Annotated in this window: 14 protein-coding genes; 8 read left to right on the top strand and 6 right to left on the bottom strand. The window is 61.3% G+C overall.

From position 1 onward, the window contains the following. Nucleotides 1–11: 11 nt before the first annotated feature. The gene (hisD, locus tag A2I95_RS18920; protein ID WP_291732098.1) at nt 12–1,289 is read right to left on the bottom strand and encodes a histidinol dehydrogenase; all 1,278 of its coding nucleotides are present in this window, start codon (nt 1,287–1,289) and stop codon (nt 12–14) included. A 154-nt stretch (nt 1,290–1,443) separates the two neighbouring features. Continuing rightward, nucleotides 1,444–2,415 carry a LysR family transcriptional regulator gene (locus A2I95_RS18925; protein WP_291732101.1) on the bottom strand — a complete coding sequence of 324 codons (972 nt, stop codon included), beginning with the start codon at nt 2,413–2,415 and terminating at the stop codon, nt 1,444–1,446. 207 nt (nt 2,416–2,622) lie between these two features. Between A2I95_RS18925 and A2I95_RS18930 the strand changes: the two genes are divergently transcribed. The 3 genes from A2I95_RS18930 to A2I95_RS18940 all read left to right on the top strand — a co-directional run bounded on the left by A2I95_RS18930 (nt 2,623) and on the right by A2I95_RS18940 (nt 5,765). Further along, nucleotides 2,623–3,618, top strand: a complete 996-nt coding sequence (locus A2I95_RS18930; protein WP_291732103.1) for an ABC transporter substrate-binding protein — start codon at nt 2,623–2,625, stop codon at nt 3,616–3,618. Nucleotides 3,619–3,696: 78 nt separating this feature from the next. Continuing rightward, a complete protein-coding gene (locus A2I95_RS18935) occupies nt 3,697–4,503 on the top strand; it encodes a taurine ABC transporter ATP-binding protein (protein WP_291732105.1) in 807 nt (268 codons plus the stop codon). Next, complete coding sequence (locus A2I95_RS18940) at nt 4,500–5,765, top strand: ABC transporter permease (protein ID WP_291732106.1); 1,266 nt, start codon at nt 4,500–4,502, stop codon at nt 5,763–5,765. Before A2I95_RS18935 ends, A2I95_RS18940 begins: the two co-directional genes overlap by 4 nt. A 70-nt stretch (nt 5,766–5,835) precedes the next feature. Here A2I95_RS18940 and A2I95_RS18945 read toward each other — a convergent pair whose 3' ends face one another. Then, on the bottom strand, nt 5,836–8,271 hold the full coding sequence (locus tag A2I95_RS18945; protein WP_291732107.1) for an FAD-dependent oxidoreductase: 2,436 nt from the start codon (nt 8,269–8,271) through the stop codon (nt 5,836–5,838). A 187-nt stretch (nt 8,272–8,458) separates the two neighbouring features. On the opposite strand from A2I95_RS18945, the gene A2I95_RS18950 reads away from it, so the two are divergent. Continuing rightward, on the top strand, nt 8,459–9,976 hold the full coding sequence (locus tag A2I95_RS18950) for a trimethylamine methyltransferase family protein (protein ID WP_291732109.1): 1,518 nt from the start codon (nt 8,459–8,461) through the stop codon (nt 9,974–9,976). Nucleotides 9,977–9,988: 12 nt separating this feature from the next. Here A2I95_RS18950 and A2I95_RS18955 read toward each other — a convergent pair whose 3' ends face one another. Then, nucleotides 9,989–10,963 carry a LysR family transcriptional regulator gene (locus A2I95_RS18955; protein WP_291732111.1) on the bottom strand — a complete coding sequence of 325 codons (975 nt, stop codon included), beginning with the start codon at nt 10,961–10,963 and terminating at the stop codon, nt 9,989–9,991. Nucleotides 10,964–11,395: 432 nt separating this feature from the next. Between A2I95_RS18955 and A2I95_RS18960 the strand changes: the two genes are divergently transcribed. From A2I95_RS18960 to A2I95_RS18975, 4 genes are all read left to right on the top strand, one after another. Then, on the top strand, nt 11,396–12,520 hold the full coding sequence (locus A2I95_RS18960; protein WP_291732113.1) for an extracellular solute-binding protein: 1,125 nt from the start codon (nt 11,396–11,398) through the stop codon (nt 12,518–12,520). Between the two features lie 169 nt (nt 12,521–12,689). Next, the gene (locus A2I95_RS18965) at nt 12,690–13,802 is read left to right on the top strand and encodes an ABC transporter ATP-binding protein (RefSeq protein WP_291732115.1); all 1,113 of its coding nucleotides are present in this window, start codon (nt 12,690–12,692) and stop codon (nt 13,800–13,802) included. A 13-nt stretch (nt 13,803–13,815) separates the two neighbouring features. Beyond that, nucleotides 13,816–14,736, top strand: a complete 921-nt coding sequence (locus tag A2I95_RS18970) for an ABC transporter permease (RefSeq protein WP_291732118.1) — start codon at nt 13,816–13,818, stop codon at nt 14,734–14,736. Beyond that, nucleotides 14,733–16,025 carry an ABC transporter permease gene (locus A2I95_RS18975; protein WP_291732120.1) on the top strand — a complete coding sequence of 431 codons (1,293 nt, stop codon included), beginning with the start codon at nt 14,733–14,735 and terminating at the stop codon, nt 16,023–16,025. Before A2I95_RS18970 ends, A2I95_RS18975 begins: the two co-directional genes overlap by 4 nt. An 80-nt stretch (nt 16,026–16,105) precedes the next feature. Here A2I95_RS18975 and A2I95_RS18980 read toward each other — a convergent pair whose 3' ends face one another. Continuing rightward, on the bottom strand, nt 16,106–17,113 hold the full coding sequence (locus A2I95_RS18980; protein ID WP_291732123.1) for a helix-turn-helix domain-containing protein: 1,008 nt from the start codon (nt 17,111–17,113) through the stop codon (nt 16,106–16,108). 97 nt (nt 17,114–17,210) lie between these two features. Next, nucleotides 17,211–20,069 (bottom strand): aminomethyl-transferring glycine dehydrogenase, encoded by a 2,859-nt coding sequence (gene gcvP / locus A2I95_RS18985; protein WP_291732126.1) that lies wholly within the window; start codon nt 20,067–20,069, stop codon nt 17,211–17,213. Nucleotides 20,070–20,101: the final 32 nt, after the last annotated feature.

Below are 20,101 nucleotides of genomic sequence, written 5' to 3' on the forward strand. Positions count from 1 at the left end.
GGCGTTGCGCTTCAGGCGGTCTCTGTCTGCAGGCGCAGCTCGGCGGCGATAGCGTGACCCTCCATGCCTTCCATCCGGCTGATGCGGGCGGTGCGTTGGGCCAGCTCGTGCGAGGCGGCGGCGTTGCAGCGCTGCCAGGTCACGGTCTTGGTGAACTTGTGCACTGACAACCCGCCGGTATAACGCGCGGCACCGCTGGTCGGCAGCACGTGGTTGGGGCCTGAGGCCTTATCGCCAAAGGACACCGTGGTCTCCTTGCCCAGAAACAGCGAGCCATAGGCGGTGAGGCGGTCCAGCCACCAATCCAGGTCCTCGGCCTGTACCTGCAGATGCTCGGGCGCGTAACGGTCTGCGACATGCGCAGCCTCTTCACGGCTATCGCAGAGGACCACCTCGGCGCGTTCTTGCCAGGCGCGGTGGGCGGCAGAGAGATTGGGTTCAGGCAGTTTGTCGATCAGCGCCTGCGCGCGGGCCATGACACCCTTGGCCAGCGCCTCATCGGTGCTGACCAGCCAGACCGGGCTGTCGGCGCCATGTTCGGCTTGGCTGACCAGATCCCAAGCGACGGTTTCAATATCGGCGGTGTGGTCGGCGATGACCAATGAATCGGTGGGGCCTGCGAACATGTCGATGCCGACCTTGCCGAACAGCATCCGTTTGGCCTCGGCCACATAAGAGTTACCGGGGCCGACCAGGATGTCTGCGGGCTTGGCACCGAACAGGCCCTGCGCCATGGTGGCAATGCCCTGCACGCCGCCCAGGTTCAGGATCAGGTCGGCGCCGCTCAGGTCCATGGCATAGACGATGGCATCGGGAATGCCGGTTCCGGGGCGCGTGGGGGAGACGGCGGTGATATGCGGCACGCCGGCGACCTTGGCGGTGGTAATGGTCATCAGGGCGCTGGCGATATGGCTGTAGCGGCCGCCCGGCACATAACAGCCGGCACTGGAAACCGGGATTTGCTTCTGGCCTGCGATCAGGCCGGAGATTACTTCTACCTCGCATTCGCCCATTGTGCCCTTCTGCGCCTCGGCAAAGCGGCGGATGTTGGCATGGGCGAACTGGATGTCCTCTTTCATCTGCTGCGAAACCCGGTTGCAAGCCGCGCGGCGCTGGGCGCCGGTTACCACAATTGGGCCGGTCCAGCCGTCCAGCTTTTCCGCATACCGGCGCACTGCGTCTTCGCCTTCACGTTCGATATTGGCGAGCATGACGGCGACTGTATCGCGGATATCGCTGTTTTCGGCAGCGGGGCGGGGCTGGGCCTGCTTGAGGTAGGTGATTGCCATTGGGGTCAGCTCATTTCCATTAGAGGGCCGCCGGGTGCGTGGGGAAGGGGACGGCGCGGGTTGTACCTAAAACAGCGTCCTGCAGGCCGCACGGTCAAGCTGCGGCTTGCAGGTTCCGAAAAACACGGATGTTTGTTTCGAATTGCTGGGGAGCCTAATTCCCCTTTGCGGGGAGGGTGCGGAACTCCTCAGCCAGCCAGGGAAAGCGTGCGCTGATCGGATCGGTGAAATGGTGGCGCAGGGATTTCTGCAATGCCTGGTGGATCAGTTGCGAAGTGGCCGCAGGATAGACGCTGGTGGTGAACAGCGACACCGTTCTGGCAAAGCTCTTACCGGGGAAGCGCACAACCTTGACCTTGTCGTGAAAGCGCTGTGCGCGGTGGTAGCTGGCGGCGGTGGTGACAGTCCAGCCGCTGCTTTCGGCGACCAGGCCGATGATCGACTGGTTGCACTCCAGTTCAAACCGGTTGGGAAGAGAGATCTTGAGCCGGGTCAGCTGGGTTTCAATCTGCTTGCCGATGGTGTGGTCACGGGAATAGCGCAGGAGAGGCAGAGGCGTATCAGCTTTGGTCAGATCCTCGACGCTGCCGGAATACCCGGTGGGCACCACCAGAATGAAGGGATCCCGCATCAGCGGGTATTCGATCAGATCCGGCAGCAGCCCGGCCGGGCGGGTGGCGACGCCGGCGTCCAGCTTCTGCTCCTGCAGCTTTTCAATGATTTCGTGGCTGGGCCGGGTGTAGTGGCGGAAGCTGCAGCGGGGCAGCGCAGTAGAGAGGAACTGAAACAGTTCCGGGCCAACCTCGTTGTCGAAATCATCAAGCAAGGCCATCCGCAGATCGGTGGCATGCTGCCAGCTGCCGGAGCGGATCTCGGCCTCGCCGCGTTTAAGCGTCATCAGCCCGTCAAATACATAGCGGGCATAGACCACGCCGGCCGGTGTCAGCCCCATCGGGCGCCGGGTGTGGTCCACCAGATCAACACCAAGCGCGCTTTCCAGGCTGCGCAGGTGATTGGACACGGTGCTGATCGACAGGCCGGTTTCTGCGGCGACCTTCTGTATCGATCCCGACTTGGAGATCAGCTGGAACACTTCCAGCCAGCGTAGACTCAGCGTCTTTTGCATATGCCGTCCTCCCTTGCGCTTTGCATATGCTATCCACAGGTTTGCGCCAATATATCCGTAAAAATCAAATCTAAGTTTTACTTTAGTCGCAAGAGCAATTTTCTGCTATAGCGAAGTGGCTTCCCGGATATGGTTTGCAGTGCAAAAATCAAAGCCATGAGGCTCGCAACGAACGGGCCCGGCGAATTACCTGGGAGACCTACCAATATGATCAAAAAGTATCTGCTTTCAACTATCTGCGCCGCCGCCGCCTCCATCTCTGCTGTGAATGCCGCTCATTTGGATGAGATCACCGTGGCCTATTTCCTGGAATGGCCGATGCCGTTCCAGTTTGCCAAGGCCAACGGCACCTATGAGGAGGAACTGGGCGTCAAGATCAACTGGGTGTCGTTCGACACCGGCACGGCAATGTCGGCGGCGATGGCGTCGGGCGATGTGCAGATTGCTGTGAGCCAGGGCGTGCCGCCGTTTGTGGTGGCGACCTCTGCGGGCCAGGATATCCAGATTGTGGATGTGGCCGTCAGCTATTCCGACAATGACAACTGTGTTGTCGCCGAGGCGCTGGAGATCGACAAGACCACCGCAGGCGAGCTGGCCGGCAAGAAAGTGGGTGTGCCGATCGGTACCGCTGCGCATTATAACTTCCTGTCGCAGATGTCGCATTTCGGTGTTGATATCGGCTCGATGGAAGTCGTCGATATGGCGCCCGCGGACGGCGCGGCAGCTTTTGCCCAGGGCAATCTGGACATGGTCTGCGGCTGGGGCGGCGCGCTGCGGCGGATGCTGGAGCATGGCAATGTGCTGCTGACCGGCGCCGAGAAGGAAGAACTGGGTATTCTGGTGTTCGATGTAACCAGCGCACCGGCAGGGTTCATCGCTGAGGACAGCGAGCTGCTGAGCAAATTCCTGAAAGTGACCGCAGATGCCAACGCAATGTGGAACTCGGGTGATCACAAGGACGAGATGCTGCCGGTGATTGCCAAGGATGCCGGTATGGACCTGGGTGATGCCGAGGCCACAATTGCCACCTTCAATTTCCCCTCGGCTGAGGAGCAGCTTACCGAAAAATGGCTGGGCGGCGGCGCTCAAAGCTTCATGAAGGGCGTGGCGGATGTGTTTGTGAATGCGGGGAGCATCGAAGCGGCGCTGGATTCCTATGATGGTGCTGTTGACAGTGCGCCGCTGGACGCCGCGCTGAACTGAGTCGCTATTGACTAACTGAGATGAACGGCCCGGTCACCGGGCCGTTTGCATCCGCGGCTGAAGCAGGAAGGGGGAGAGATGTCAGGATTGGACATCAAGGGTGTCTCTATGCGTTTTGATCTGCCCAATGGCAGTTCGGTACAGGCGCTGAAAGACGTCTCATTGAGTTTAAAAGCGGGAGAGCTGATGTCGGTGCTGGGGCCTTCGGGTTGCGGCAAGACCACGCTCTTGAACATTCTGGCCGGGTTTCTGGCCCCGACGGAAGGGGCGATAGAATTGAACGGCCATGGTGTCACCGGGCCGGATGCCGAACGCGGCATGGTGTTCCAGAAAGGCGCGCTGTTTGAATGGATGAACGTGCGCGACAACGTGGAATTCGGGCCGCGCATGAAAGGCATGGCGCGGGCGGAACGGGAGAAGATCTCGGACCGGCTGCTGGATATCGTCGGCCTGCAGGATTTCAAGGAAAAGGCGGTTTACGAGCTGTCGGGCGGGATGCAGCAGCGTGTTGCCTTGGCCCGCTGCCTGGCCAATGAGCCGGATGTGATCCTGATGGACGAACCGCTTGGCGCGCTGGACGCGCTGACGCGGGAGAAGATGCAAGGCCTGGTGCTGAAGCTGTGGAAGGAGACCGGCAAGACCATCATCCTGATCACCCACTCGGTGGAGGAGGCACTGCTGCTGGGCGAGCGGCTGATCGTGATGGCGCCGCGTCCCGGCCGTATTCACCGCGAATACAACCTGCCCTTCGCGGAACGCGGGGTGAATGCCGATCTGCGCGACGTCAAAAAATCCGAAGGATTTGCCGAGACCCGCGATGAGATCCTCTCGATGATCTGGGAAATGGAAGAGGAGATCATGGGCCGGACGGAGCAAGTTGCATGACCGTACTTGTTTTCTATATCGCACTGTTCGCCGGTGCTTTCTTTCTGGTTCAGCTGATCCGCAAGGGGATGCAGTCGCAGCAGGACTTTACCAGCTTGAAAACCGTAACGTTTGGCGATGAAAGCGCCGTGACGCCGGACCGGGCTGCCTCGATCATCTCGGTCCTTGTGATTTTTGTGATCTGGGCGGCCTTTACCGGCTCCAAGCTGCTTCCCATTCATGTGCCAGGGCCCTTCACCGGCGAAACCACATTCACCTATACTTTGGAGAATGCTGACGGGGCAACTGATGACGCAGACATCACGGTCAGGGTGGCCGGGTTTGGCGAAGAAAGCCCCAAGTTTGAGGTGGAGCCCGGTGACGGCTTTGCCAAGAACGATGCGCTGGCGGCACAGGCCGGGCGCTCCACCACTCTGATTTTTGACCGCAATGACGAGGTCAAGCGCAAGGAAGGCGCAAAGATCGTCGCAATCAACGGCGAACCCATCGGCCCCGGAAAACAAGTGGACGCAGGCGATGGTACGGTGACGCTGACCGGAAAAGGAGCAATCAGTTTTGCTCCGCATAGCGGGTTGCAGATGAACCCGATCTGGCTGCCGGCACCGGAAACGGTGGTGGCGCGGTTCTTTGAGATTGCCTCGGAAGGTTATCAGAACTTTTCGTTGTGGCAGCATTTGGGCTGGTCGCTGACACGGGTGATCGTGGGTTTTGTGACCGGGGCGATCGTCGGCATTCCGCTGGGTTATGCCATGGGGCTGTCAGGCTGGTTCCGCGGCTGGTTCGACCCGATCGTCGAATTCATGCGCCCGGTGCCGCCCTTGGCGCTGATCCCGCTGGTGATCATCTGGTTCGGCATCTGGGAAACCGGCAAGATCGTGCTGCTGTTCCTGGCCGCACTCTGGATCATGACGATTGCGGCGCGGGCCGGGGTTTCGGGGGTGAACATCTCGAAAATCCACGCGGCCTATTCTCTGGGCGCGTCCAAGTGGCAGATCATGCGCCATGTGATCGTGCCGAATTCGCTGCCGGAGATCTTTACCGGCGCGCGGGTGGCAATGGGCGTTTGCTGGGGCACCGTTGTGGCCGCGGAACTGGTTGCTGCACAGAAAGGCGCAGGCATGATGATCATTGCCGCCTCAAAGTTCCAGCTGACGGATATCGTGATCATGGGGATCGTGCTGATTGGCATCATCGGATATGGCATCGACATTCTGATGCGTCAGGCGGAGAACTGGCTGGTGCCATGGAAGGGCCGCAGCTGACGCAAGTGTCCGCTTTGCAATAGAAAACGCCCGGAGAATTCTCCGGGCGTTTTGCTGTCTGGAGAGAGGTCTAGCCCCGGATACGGTCGAAGCCCGGATCATAAGGGGAGGGGGCGATAACCGTGGCTGCCACCAGATCGCCGCAGAGGTCGAGCTGCATGGTGCTGCCTTCGGTTGCCAGTGCCGGGTCCACAAAAGCATAAGCCAGGTTCATCCCTACCCGGTGGCCCCAATCGCCGGATGTTACCGTGCCCACGACCTTGCCGTCTTGCATCAGCGAGGCGCCGCCATGGGCCGGGGCGTGGCTGGCATCAATACGCAGTGTGACCAGTTTTTTGCGTGCGCCTTCGGTTTGGCGTTTTTGCAGGGCCTCCTTGCCGATGAAATCACCCTTTTCCAGCTTCACGAACCGGTCCAGCCCGGTCTCAAACGGGTCGAATTCGGTGATCAAGTCTGCCTTCCAGTGCAGGAAACCTTTTTCCATCCGCATCGACTCTACCGCGCGGGCGCCGAAGAGTTTCAGCCCGTGTGCCTCGCCCGCCTTGCGCAGGGCCAGGTAGGCTGCGTAAAGCGAGGCGTTGGGGACGTGGATTTCATAGGCCAGCTCGCCGGAGAAGCTGACGCCCATCACTGTGGCGGACGCAAAGCCGATGAAACATTCGCGCACCGACAGCCAGGGGAAGGCCTCAGCCGACCAGTCGCCCCGGGCGCAGGTTGAGAGCACGCCCCGTGCCCGGGGGCCGGCCAGGACCAGGATGGTCTGGTCGTTGGTGAGAGAGCGGATTTGCACGTCCTCGTCTTTTTGGATGTGCCGGGAGAGCCAGTCCATGTCGTGGAGTTCGCTGGCGGCGGCGGAGCCGTACCAGACCCGCTCCGGCCCGCGGTCCGAGGCGGGGAGATTGGCCACTGTGGCCTCGCCCTTGATCATGCCATGGTGGTTCAGCAGGTAGCCGAGACCGACCCGGCCCGCGCGTTTGGTGACGGTGCCGCAGAACATCCGGTCGAGAAAGCTGTGCCGGTCCGCGCCGGTGATCTCAAACCGGTTGAAGCCGTTGACCTCGGCCAGGCCGGCGTTGTCCTGAACGTTCCTTACTTCCGCCGCGATCACCTCGAAGGCTTCGTCGAAGTTGAAGGACAGCGATGGGTGGAAGTCCGGCGCGGGTTTGATGTAGTCGACCCGCTCCCAACCGTTCACCACGGTGAACTCGGCGCCTTCGGCGGCCAGCACTGGCGTCAGCGGCGTGGTCTTGGCCGGGCGGCCCGCCGGGCGGTGCTCATGCGGGAAGTGGAAGCGGAATTCGTTCTGGTAATCCTCGATCGCCTTCAGCGCGGTCAGCTCTGCATTGGTGTGGCCGGTGAAGCGGCGCGGATCAAGGCACCAGGTGTCGTATTGCGCCTCGCCATGCACGATCTGCTGCGCCAAGAGCCAGCCGTGGCCGCCGCCTTCACCCAGACCGGCCCGCAGGCCAATGATGCAAAAGGCGTTGCGCTTGCCAGGGATAGGGCCGACAAGGGGCGCCCCGTCGATGGTATAGGTGATCGGGCCGTTGACCACGGTGTGAATGCCGGTTTCCATCAAGGCTGGCATCCGGGCAAAAGCGCCTTCCAGCACGTCGGTGACCCGGTCCAGATCATCGGGGCACAGGGCGTTCACGAAATTCGGGTCGATCCCGTCCATACCCCAGGTCTTGCAGTCCTGTTCGTAGAAACCCACCAGCAGGCCGTTTTTTTCCTGGCGGCAGTAATAGTCGCTGATCGGGCACCGCAACAGCGGCATCCGGTGTCCCGTGTCTTTGATCGCGGGGATCTCTTCGGTCAGGAAATACTGGTGCTCCATCGAGGCGACGGGGTGGTGCACACCCATCATGGCGCCAACCTCGTTCACCCGGTAGCCGCAGGCGTTCACCACGATATCGCAGTCTATGTCGCCGTGTTCGGTATGCACGGTCCAGGTGTCGTCCTTATGCTGTGTCAGGGCGGTCACCGGCGTGTTGCGGTAGACCTCGGCACCGGACTTGCGGGCACGCCGCGCCAGCGCCTGGCACAGCTGGGCCGGGTCGATGTCGCCGTCCAGCGGGTCCCACAGGCCGCCGATCAGGTTATCGGTGGAGATCAGCGGGTGGCGGCGGGCGCATTCCTCAGCGTCGATCACCTCGAACCCCACCTCCATGCCGCGCGCCATGGAAGTAAAGTGGCGGTAGCCCTGCATTTGCGCTTCGGTATTGGCCAGGCGGATACCGCCGTCGCCGTGGTGGTAGTTGATCGGGTAATCCGGGTCTTCCGCCAGTTCCTTGTACAGGTTGATCGAGTGGGTCTTGAGGCCGACCATGGTCTGGTTCATGCCGAAATTCGTGACCTGTGCCGCTGAATGCCAGGTGGTGCCGCTGGTCAGTTCGTTGCGTTCGACAAGAACGACGTCGCTCCAGCCTTCCTGAGTGAGGTGGTAGAGGGTGGAGCAGCCTGCGATGCCGCCGCCGATCACCACAACCTTGGTGCGCGATTTCATGAAAGGGACCTCCCGATGGATTTTGCATGACTAAGCGCCCGGTCAGCGCAGGCTGCAATGCAGGGGAGTGTAATTATCAAAAATTCGAAAACTTTATTGAGTAAACTGCTAGTTTTGCTCCTGTGATTGCTTGCCGGCGGCTGCGGCGGGAACATTGGGGCAAGATTTACCTCAGGAGGTCACAATAATGGCAGAGCAGCGAGCCAAACGGGGCGGACGCCGGGAGCGTTTGGCGCAGAGGGCGGCAAAGCCTGCCGTGGATCCCTGTCCGCCGGGCCAGATCGGCGGGGCCTATAAGCCGCTGATCCCTGAGGAACTGGAGCGGGTTTACTCCACATCACTGGAATTGCTGGCCAAGCTTGGCATGGGGGAAGTTCCGCCCCGGCTGTACGCCGATCTGCTGGCGGCAGGGGCGCAGGACAACGGTGCCGGCCGGGTATTGTTCCCGCCGCAACTGGTGGAACAGGCGATTGACCAGGCTGCCAAGACGTTTGTTCTGCACGGACGCGATGACCGCCGCTCAATCACGGTGGGCGGCAATGCAGTGCATTTCGGCACCGGCGGCGCGGCAGTGCAGACACTGGATATGGAAAGCGGGGTGTACCGGCCTTCGACGCTGACTGACCTGCATGATTTCACCCGGCTGCAGGATACTCTGGCCAATGTCAGCTGGTTCACCCGCTGCTGTGTGGCGACAGATGTGCCGGACACCTACGATCTGGACGTGAACACGGTCTATGCGCTGCTGAAGAACACCACCAAACCGGTGGCGACGTCGTTTACGCTGGCAGAGCATGTGGCGCCGATTGTGGAGATGCTGGATATCGCTGCAGGCGGTCCGGGGGAGTTCTCCAAGCGCCCCTTCGTCAAGGCGCATATCAGCCCGGTCATCTCTCCTATGCGTTATGGCGAGGATGCGGTGGACGTTGTCTATGAATGCATCAAACACAACATTCCGATGTCCTGTATCACCGCGGCCCAGGCAGGGGCAACGGCGCCCGCGACGCTGGCAGGGTTTCTGGCGCAGTCGCTGGCCGAAACCCTGGCCAGCCTGGTGATGGTCCACGCGATCCAGCCGGGTTTCCCGATGGTGTTCTCCAACTGGCCTTTGGTAATTGATTTGCGCACCGGGGCGTTTTCCGGCGGCAGCGGCGAGACGGCGGTTCTGAATGCAGCCTCGGCGCAACTGTCGAACTGGCTGGGGCTGCCCTCAGGGGTGGCATGCTCAATGACCGATGCCAAGGCGATTGACGCGCAATACGGGGCTGAAAAAGGGCTGACGTCGCTGGCGGCAGCGCTGGCGGGGGGCAACCTGATCTATGAAAGCTCGGGCATGACAGCGTCTCTTCTGGGGGCAAGTTTTGAAGGCTTCGTGCTGGATGACGAGATGCATTCCCACACCTACCGCGCCCTGCGCGGGATTGAGGTGAGTGAAGAAAACATCGGGTTCGAGGCGATCTGCGCGGCGGTGCTGGGCGAGGGGCATTTCCTGGGCGGTCAGCATACGCTCGCGGCAATGGAGCGGGATTACTTCTACCCGGCGATAGCGGACCGGGACGAGCCGCGCACCTGGGCGGAAAAGGGCGGACTGGACGCCTGGGCACAGGCGCGGGTGCGGGCACAGGAAATACTGCAGACCCATCAGCCCGCGTATCTGACTGCAGAGCAGGACCGGGAAATACGGGCGCGCTTCAAGATCTACTAAGAGGCCGGGCGGTCAAGAGATCAGGGTGAAGCTGTCCGCAAGCCAGGGCGCGCTTTGCTGGAACGGTTTTATCGCGTGGTCGGCAATCAGCGTGCGCATCCGGTTGTCGACCAGATCAAGAATCGAGCGCGAACAATCCGGCGTCGAAACGATGGCCAGGGTGCGCGAGAAGCTTTTGCCCGGAAACGCGACCATTTGCAGCTTGGGCTGGAACAGTTTGGCGCGGGAAAACAGCAGCGGCGTGGTGATCGTCCAGCCGGCACCCGCTGCGACCATGGCCATCAGTGTCTGATTGCTGGCGCATTCGAACCTGTGCGGCAGCGACAGGCCCATGCGCCGCAACTGGGTTTCGATCTGGCGGGATATGATCTGGTTGCTGGCAAAGCGCAGGAAGGGCAGCGTGCTGCGGCCTTCGATAACCTCCTGCAGCATGGGTTCGCCTGATTTAGGCAGCACCGCAACAAAGGGATCGCGCAGCAGCGGCCTGTCCTGCAGATCGCGCAAACGTTCTGGCGGGGTGGTGGTGATGCCCAGATCCAGCTGCCGGTCACGCAGCATGGCCAGTACCGCATGGCTGGAATCGGTCTGATACATGAAATCGCAGCGCGGCATGCTGGCGGACAGGAATACGGCCAGTTCAGGGATTATGTCGCTGTCAAAATCCTCAATCGTGCCAAGCCGAAGATAGCTGGCCTCGGAAATGTTTCCGGCCGAAGCCTCGGCCTTGGCCTTGCGGATCGTGTGCAGCGCATCGCCGATGCTGCGCAGGAAAACCTGGCCCTTGGGTGTCAGAACCATGGGGCGGCGGCTGTGGTTGAACAACTCCACCCCCAAATGATCCTCGAGATTGCGCAGATGGTGCGAGATGGTGCTGACCGACAGGCCGGTCTCCTCGGACACTTCCTGCAGAGACCCTTTGCGGGCAGTGATCTGAAACAGTTCAAGCCCTTTCAGGCTCAGATCTTTGCGGGCGGAGTGGCTAGGCATCGGATACCTCTCCCACAAATCTGCGGCTGCGTCATGAGGCGTTTATTGGATTTCCGCCAATTGGTGGCAAAATGCTGAAGTCCAGGGCCTGGCCGATTGCGCTTGGGCTGCTGCACATGCAATCCGCTCCCTGCGCAGCTGCTGAGCGCGCCCGCGCGGTAAATGCCGCTGCCTTGTAAAGGGTTTATGAACATTGACGCCTCGCGCCGACGGGCGCACACTGCAGCCACAGCGATGGTTTTTTTAGCCGATGCATTGTCGTGGAGGATATTTAACTGCACCGAAACTGGCGTTATGCAAAACCGGATTGCGAAAGCTCTGGCCTTATCAGTTTTGAAAACTGTCACTGTAGGCGGGGCGTCTGACTCCGCAAGGTTTCACGGTTGAAACAATAAGAACAACAAACAACAGTCCAAAGGGAGATAACTGGATATGACAGCAAAGACTTCAATCAGCCGCCGCACGGTACTGAAAAGCGCAGGTGCAGCGGCACTGGCGGCGCCGCTTTACTCAAAAAGCGCACTGGCGTCATCGGGCGAAGTGAACATCCTGATGTGGTCGGACTATCTGCCGCCCGAATTCATCGCGGGCTTCGAAGCCAAGACCGGGATCAAGGTGAACTACACCGGTATCGGTTCCAACGAAGAAATCATCAACAAGATGAAGGCCACCAAAGGCCAAGGCTTTGACATCGTTTCGCCGACCAACAACCGCTCGCTGCAGTGGGGGCCGCTGGAGCTGCTGAAGCCGTTCGACATGAATAAGGTCAATGTCGACGCGGTGAACCCGGCGATGGCCAAGATCGGCACCGACGCCTGGAACTTTGGCGGTTCGGGCGTGCATTGGCTGCCGCATATCTGGGGCACCGAAGGCATTGCCTACCGCACCGACAAATGGCTGCCGGCGGGCGACGCCCCGTCTTATGGCGATGTCTGGTCGGAAGAAAATGCCGGCAAGACCATGGGCCGGGCGCATTCGATGATGCTGGGCGCGGGTCTCTACATGGAAGCCTCGGGCGAGATGGAGCCGGGCTCGATCTGGGCGGCTTACGACGACGAGGAAACCATGCGCAAGGTCTGGGGCCAGGTCACCGACTGGTGCGTGGCGCGCAAGAACCGGATCAAGCTGATCTGGAACGATGCGGACACCCAGAAAAACGGCCTGTTGAACGAGGGTGTTGTGGTTGGCCAGACCTGGGACGGCCCGCCGCTGGCGCTCAAGTCTGCTGGCGAACCGGTTCACTATCAGGCACCGGTCGAAGGCGCGATGGCTTGGGTCGACGGCATCTCGATGCCGGTTGGCGCCAAGAACGAAGAGCAGGTTTATGCCTTCATCTCCTATGCTTACGAGCAGGAACCGGCAGGCAAGGCAATCGACAGCCATGGCTATAACTCGCCGGTTCTGGGCGCTGACAGCCATTCGGGCGATGTCTACAAGAAGAACTTCGCCGAAGCCTATCCGGGCAACTCGCTGGCCAATCTGAACCCGTGGCCGGCCGAGGCGCCGTGGTATGCGGACGTGCGGACCGAGTTCGTCAACAAGTTCAAAAGCGCCTAAGCGAAGCGCCTGATCATGCGGGCCTCCGGGAGATCTATCCCGGGGGCCGGTTCCGTGCCGCAGGCAGCCAGCCGGAGCGGCGCCTTCAACAACAATACAAGGGAAGCAGGTCTTGCGGGGCCGGTGGAGCGCCACCGGAATGGGGATCTGCACCCTGGGGAGAAGCCAAATGAGTGCTGGGGTCGGCGTTGATCTCGAGAATCTTTGGATCCGCTTCGGTGACTTTGTCGCCGTGCGCGATGCCAATGTGAACATCAATGGAGGGGATTTCTTCTCCTTCCTGGGGCCCTCGGGCTGCGGTAAAACCACCATCCTGCGGGCGGTCTCAGGCTTTCTTGAGCCCAGCGACGGCCGGGTGCTGATTGGCGGTAACAACATGAAGGGGATCGGGCCGAACAAGCGCCCGACCGCGCTGATCTTCCAGAACCTGGCGCTGTTTCCGCTGATGAAGGTCTGGGAAAACATCACCTTCTCAATGGAGATCAAGGGCGCCTCGGCCAGGGAACGGCGCAAACGCGCGGATGAGCTGTTGGACATGATCGCGCTGCCGGGGCAGGGCGACAAGCTGCCCTCCGAACTGTCTGGCGGCCAGCGTCAGCGGGTGGCGATCGCGCGCGCCTTGTGCGCCGAACCGGATGTGCTGCTGCTTGATGAACCGCTGTCGGCGCTCGACCTCAAGCTGCGCCAGCACATGCGCACAGAGCTGCGCGAAATCCAGCAACGGGTCGGCATCACCTTTATCTACATCACCCACGACCAGGGCGAGGCGCTGACCATGTCCGACAACATCGCGGTGATGAAGGCGGGGGTGATCGACCAGATCGGTGACGGCAAGACCATCTACAACGACCCCGCCACCGCCTTTGCCGCGTCTTTTGTGGGCGAAAACAATGTTTTCCGCGGCAAGGTGAAGCGGGTGATGGGCGACGAGGCTCTGATCGCCACCAACCGGTCAGGCGATCTGGTGGCGCGGATTTCCACCGCCAACCAGGGTCGCATGAAAGAAGGCGACGAGGCGATGATGTTCATCCGCCCCGAGGCCTTTGCGCTGGCGCCCCAGGGCGCCGCGGGCGACCATTTCGTGACCGCACGCGTCAACCACGAGGAGTTCGAGGGCAATAGCTTCAATATCTTTATGGAAGGCGACGGCGGCAAAGAGCTGAAGGTATCAATCCCCAACCTGGGCCAGTCCTTTGATGACCACACCGGCCAGAATATCACCCTGGAATACGAGACGAAAAACGCCGTCTGTGTTCCTGCCGGTGAGCTGGCCGCGGAATGAGGAGGCCCATGTCATGCCAAGCTTCCTGAGGGAGTTCTTCAAACGCAACGGTGTCGGCATGGGCAGTCTGATGCTGGGTCTGGTCCTGTTCTGGACCATCGGCTTGATCATCCTGCCGCAGCTGTCGATGCTCGACTTTTCCTTCCGTCCCAACCTTCCGCCGCCAGAGATCGGCGGCCCCAAGGACGTCTATACGGTCGAGAACTACAAATACCTGGTGTTCGGGCCGGAAGGCGGCAGCCAGAGCTACAACGCCGTCGACCTCAATGTGTTCTTCCGCACCCTGGTGGCAGCGGTCTGCGTCACCATCTTCAACCTGATCCTGTGTTATCCAATCGCCTATTACCTGGCCCAGACCAAGGGCAATCACATCCGCATCTTTGCGCTGATGCTGATCATTCCCTACTGGATCAACGAAATTCTGCGGGCCTTTGCGCTGCGCATCATCTTCGGCGAAACAGGCGTTCTTAATAACATGCTGGTGGGGCTGGGGATTTTCGACACCCCGTTTGACTTTATCCGCAATGACATCGCGCTGTATGCGGGTCTTGGGTACGCCTATATCCTCTTGATGATCTTCCCGATCTACAACGTGATCGAAAGCCTCGACCGCAACCAGATCGAGGCGGCGCGGGACATGGGGGCAAGCTGGACCAAGATCCACCAGCGGGTTGTAATCCCTTATGCCAAGCCGGGCATTTCCTCGGGCTGCACCATGGTGTTCATGCTGTCCGCCGGTGCGCTGGCGGCGCCGCAGATCCTGGGCGGTCCATCGTCCCTGTGGTTCACGCAGCTGATCTATCAGCAGTTCAATGACAACTCCGACTGGCCGCAGGGCGCGGCGTATGCGGTGGTTCTGCTGGTCACCTGTATCCTGCTGGTGCTGGCCATCATGCGCCTGTTCAAGGTGAACATGGGGGATATCGGCAAATGAAGAATTTCTCCTTTATGCGCATAAGCCTTTGGGTCTATCTGGCGATCTTCTTTGCCTATCTTCTGGGGCCGCTGGTGATCATGTCGGCGACTGCCTTCAACTCACCGTCCTTCCCGCGGATGACCCCCTGGGAATGCCTGACGTTTGAATGGTTCTCGGCCCTGTTCCAGGACGAGCGGATTTTGAACGGGATCTGGAACTCGATCCTGGTGGGGGCGGGCACGATTGTGCTGTCGGTGGCGATGGGTCTGGCGGGGGCGCTGATGCTCACCCAGATCTGGCCCAAGCTGCGCGCGACCTATTACACCATTATCATCGCGCCGATCCTGATCCCCGGCGTGGTCATTGGTATCTCGACCCTGGTGTTCTGGGACCGGATCAACCGGATGCTGGGGCTGGGGGCGGACAGCTGGCTGTCGAACGGTCTGTTCCTGACCATCATTGGCCAGTCCACCTTTATTGCCAGCTACTGCATGCTGGTGCTGGTGGCCCGCCTGCAGCGTTATGACATTGCGCTGACCGAGGCAGCACTGGATCTGGGTGCCACCCATGCCCAGGCCTTCCGCAAGGTGCTGCTGCCGTTCATGCGGCCGGCCATCGCTTCGGCGGCGGTGCTGGCATTCCTGGCATCGTTCGAGAACTACAACACCACCACCTTCACCTTCGGTGAATACCCGACGCTGACCATCGAGCTGGCGCAGAAGGTGCGCTATGGCATCACCCCGGCGATCTCGGCCCTGGCCTTTATCATCGTGGTGCTGACAGTGTTTGCGGCGCTGGCGAACGAGGCCGGCATCCGCCGCAAGGAACTGGTCGCAGCTGCCCGCAAAAAGGCAACGGTGGAGGAGTTGGAAAGCGGCAAGCTGCGGCTGCCGGGCTTCCTCAGCTCCAATGTCGCGGCGGTGGCGCTGGTGGTTGTCGCCTGCGCAACGGTGGCAGTTGTGGGGACTGCCACGGTCTACAATCCGCAGCAGTGTATCGCTGACGTTCAGGAACAGAAGCGCCTGGAGGCAGACGAGCGCATCCAGGAGTTGCGCCGCCAACGCGATCTGCGCCGGCAGCAGCAACTGGAAGAGCAGGGCGAAGCTGCACCGCAAAGCGCACCGTCCACCGGCACCGGCAACAACTCCGGCTTCGGCGGCGTCTTTGCGCCCGGCAGCCTGTCGGGGGACGAAGAAGATGGCGCGGAGGCAGAGCAGGAACCGCAGGGCAACAGCTCCGGTTTCGGCAATGTCTTTGACCCTGGAGCCCTCTCCAACGACGGCGAGGACAGCGGATCAGGGAACTGAACCGGTCCCAAACAGACAAAAGGCGGCCTTAGGGCCGCCTTTTTCATGACGGATCCAGCTTGTTCTCAGCCAGTTTGTTCTCAGGCGGCGGATCCTGCCGGGTGGCTGTCCGCGTAGTATTCTTTGCGGAAAGCCAGCGGGCTGGTCTTGTATTCGCGCTTGAACCATTCGGTGAGGTTGCTGCGCGAGCCAAAACCGGTAGCGGCGACAATCTCGGTCAGCGGCAGGGTGGTGTGCAGCAACAGCTGGCGGGCCTTCTCGATCCGCAGCTTGCGATAGGCGGCCAGCGGGCTGGTTCTGGTTTTTTGCTGAAAACGGCGCTCCAGCTTGCGCGGAGAAACGCCGGCCTGCTGGGCTATATCGCGGATCAAAAGCGGCTCTTCGAGGTTCTGCTGCATCAGGTCGAGGATTTTGACGATCAGCGCGTCGCCGCCGGCGGTCTGGCGCAGTTGCAGCGATATTCTGGATTGCTCCGATGCCGGGCCAAAGGCCAGGCCGAGATAGTCGCAGACCGCATCGGCGATGAACGGGCCGCGGTCGGCGCGCAGGAATCCGGCCAGCAGGCGCAGGGCGGCAAAGCTGCTGACGGCAGTATTGATGCGGCCAGCAGCGGTGGTCAGTGTGCCTGCCGGGGCGCAGGTCAGCTGCTCTTCCTCTGCGGCGGCGGCAAAATTCGAATGCACAGCGGTCTCGAAGGCCGCCTGCAAGCCGGACTCGGCCAGCAGAAAGATGGCACTGCCAGCAAACAGGCAGCGTTGGGCCTGGCGGCAGATCCGCTGCAGGCTGGCCTTTTCACCTGAGTTGAGCGGCCATCGGCTGGAGATACCGCCGAGGAAAATGACCGTCTGCGGTTTCCAGCCCGCGGGCACGGCACGCATTTGCGAGCTGAGGTTGCGCACGGCGGTGCGGTAGCCGCTGTCGGGAAACAGATCATTGGCGGCGCGGAAAACTTCGCAAATCATCTGCGCCGCGGCAGGGGGTTCCGACTGCGGCAGGATGATTTCGACGTCGTGGAAGCGGGCGTGTGCCGCGCTGTCAGCGGAGTGCTGGGAAGCTGGCACGGTCAGCGGTTCGAGACGGGACATCATTCTCTCCTCTGAGCGGGTCATGCGGGGACTGCGGCCGCTGAAGCGCGGCGGCAGGGTGCCCCGCCGGACAGGCCGGCAGGGCGGGAGGCCTGAAGGATCAGGCTTCGTTTTCTTCGTAATCCGACATCGGCGGGCAGGTGCAGATCAGGTGACGGTCGCCATAGGCGTTGTCGACCCGGTTCACAGCCGGCCAGTATTTGTCGACGCCGAGGTTGCCGGGAGGGAAGCAGGCCTGTTCGCGGCTATAGGGACGGTCCCATTCACCCACCAGGTCGCGCACCGTGTGCGGCGCGTGCTTCAGCGGGTTGTTTTCGGGATCGATCTTGCCGTCGATGATGTCCTGCGCCTCCGAGCGGATTGACAGCATGGCGTCGCAGAAGCGGTCCAGCTCGTCCTTGGGCTCGGATTCGGTCGGTTCCACCATCAGCGTGCCCGCCACCGGCCAGGACATGGTCGGGGCGTGGAAGCCCGAGTCGACCAGACGCTTGGCAACATCGTCCACCGTGACGTTGCCGTCATCTGCCAGCGGACGGGTGTCCAGGATGCACTCATGCGCCACACGGCCCGTTTCCGAGGTGTAGAGGATCTTGTAGGCATCTTTGAGGCGTGCAGCGATGTAGTTGGCGTTCAGGATCGCCACTTTGGTCGCCTGGGTCAGGCCTTCGCCGCCCATCAGCAGGCAGTAGGCCCAGGATACCGGCAGGATCGAAGGCGAACCGAACGGCGCTGCCGAAACCGGACCCACGGCAGTGCCGTATTCCGGGTGGCCCGGCAGATGCTCGGTCAGGTGCGCCTTGACGCCGATCGGACCCATGCCGGGGCCGCCGCCGCCGTGCGGAATGCAGAAGGTCTTGTGCAGGTTCAGGTGCGAAACGTCGCCGCCGATCTTGCCCGGCTGTGCGAGGCCCACCATGGCGTTCATGTTGGCACCGTCGATATAGACCTGACCGCCATGCTCGTGGGTGATCTCACAGACTTCCTGCACGGTGTCTTCAAACACACCATGGGTCGAAGGGTATGTGATCATGCAAGCCGCGAGATTGTCCGAGTGCTTTTCAGCCTTGGCGCGGAAGTCGGCGACATCGATGTTGCCTTTTTCATCCGCAACAACCGGAACCACCTTGTAGCCAACCATCTGTGCCGACGCCGGGTTGGTGCCATGTGCGGAGGTTGGGATCAGGCAGATGTTGCGGTGCGCTTCGCCGCGCGACGCGTGGTAGCTGCGGATGGTCAGAAGGCCCGCGTATTCGCCCTGCGCGCCGGAGTTTGGCTGCTGGGAAATCGCGTCATAGCCGGTGATCTGGCACAGCTTGTCGTTCAGATCGGCGATCATCTGATGATAGCCCTGCGCCTGATCTTCCGGGCAGAAGGGGTGCAGGTTGCCGAATTCCGGCCAGGTGACCGGGATCATTTCGATGGTCGCGTTCAGCTTCATAGTGCAGGATCCCAGCGGGATCATCGCACGGTCCAGCGCCAGGTCGCGGTCGGCCAGACGGCGCATGTAGCGGGTGATTTCTGCCTCGGCCCGGTTCTTGTGGAAGATCGGGTGGGTCAGATACTCGCTTTCGCGCAGCGCATAGTCGGGCAGACGGTAGGCGCGGTTTGCGACGCTATCGTCTTTCTTGTCGATGCCGAAGGCCGCCCAGACGGCTTCGATGGTCCCGGCGCGGGTCTGTTCGTCCAGCGAGATGCCGATGCGGTCTTCACCGACTTTGCGCAGGTTCACGCCGCGGGCAACGGCTGCTTCCATGACGGTTTTCTGCAGCGGGCCGACGTCGACAGTAATGGTGTCGAAGAAGACTTCCGGTTCCACCTTGAAACCGTTTTCTTCCAGACCGGCAGCCAGGCGCGAGGTCTTGCGGTGCACCGACTGGGCAATCGCCTTGATGCCGTCGGGGCCATGATAGACCGCGTACATCGAGGCGATAACCGCCAGCAGCGCCTGTGCGGTACAGACGTTGGAGTTGGCTTTTTCGCGGCGGATGTGCTGTTCGCGGGTCTGCAGCGCCAGGCGGTAGGCCTTGTTGCCGCGGGCATCGACCGAGACGCCGATGATGCGGCCGGGCATGGCGCGCTTCAGCTTGTCGGTGGTCGCCATATAAGCCGCGTGCGGGCCGCCGTAACCCATCGGAACACCAAAGCGCTGAGTCGAGCCGATGGCAATGTCAGCACCCATTTCACCCGGCGATTTCAGCAGCGCCAGCGACAGGATGTCGGCGGCAACAACGGCGATGCCTTTGTGCTCGTGGATGGCTTCGATTTCGGATGTGAAATCGCGCACATGGCCGTAAGTGCCGGGATACTGGAAGATGGCGCCAAAGACTGCGCCCGGATCCAGATCGTCGGGATCGGCCACGACCACGTCGATGCCCAAAGGCTCGGCACGGGTCTGGATCACGGCAACGGTTTGCGGGTGGCAGTTCTTGTCGACAAAGAAGGCGGCGTTGTTTGCTTTGGAGCGCGAACCGCGGTGCGCCATCGACATGGCTTCGGCAGCGGCGGTGGCTTCGTCCAGCAGCGAGGCGTTGGCGATATCCAGGCCGGTCAGGTCGCTGACCATGGTCTGGAAGTTCAACAGCGCCTCAAGACGGCCCTGGGAAATCTCCGGCTGATACGGGGTATAGGCGGTGTACCAGGCCGGGTTTTCCAGGATGTTGCGCAGGATCGGCGCCGGGGTGGTGGTGCCATAGTAGCCCTGGCCGATCAGCGTGGTCAGAACCTTGTTCTTGGAGGCCACTTCTTTCATGTGGAAGAGGGCGTCGCGCTCGGTCATTGCCGGGCCCCAGTCCAGCGCCTCTTTCTGGCGGATGGCGGGCGGCACGGTGGCGTCGATCAGCTCGTCCAGGGTTTTGAAGCCGATCACCTGCAGCATATCGGCCATCTCTTGCGGAGACGGGCCGATGTGGCGCCGGTTGGCAAAGTCATAGGCTTCGTAATCGGTAAGTTTGAAGGCCATTTAAAGCGCTCCTTTGAAAAGGTCACGTCCAG

Source organism: Leisingera sp. F5, from assembly GCF_001593695.1.